This window comes from Opacimonas viscosa, assembly GCF_024199005.1.
Taxonomy (GTDB): Bacteria; Pseudomonadota; Gammaproteobacteria; order Enterobacterales; family Alteromonadaceae; genus Opacimonas; species Opacimonas viscosa.
The window spans coordinates 1-250 of sequence record NZ_JANATA010000254.1 but is presented as its reverse complement, the minus strand read 5'-3'; the positions used below and the strand labels follow the sequence as shown (position 1 = coordinate 250).

The 250-nt window shown below is 50.4% G+C and carries 1 protein-coding gene; it reads right to left on the bottom strand.

What is annotated here, in order from left to right:
* Window positions 1–250: hypothetical protein (locus tag NLF92_RS13490; RefSeq protein ID WP_254102772.1), on the bottom strand; the 250-nt coding region annotated here is incomplete at both ends.

Below are 250 nucleotides of genomic sequence, written 5' to 3'. Positions count from 1 at the left end.
ATGTCGTCCTGTGGAAAGTCCAGTGTCCCCCAGGTATTTGAACGGTACACCTGACCTCTGAATACGTCCCAGTCCCAGAGTTCGTCACCACTGCTCCACAATGTCAGTTTTAAACGTTCCTCAGATTCAGAAACGGCAATGCGCTGGGCACGTCTGACATGGTATTGACGAACAACATATAACGCTAAAATAGCGGCGAAGAAGCCATAGAAAACCAAGGCTGCAGGGTGAAGCCAGGGTGGAGGAGAGA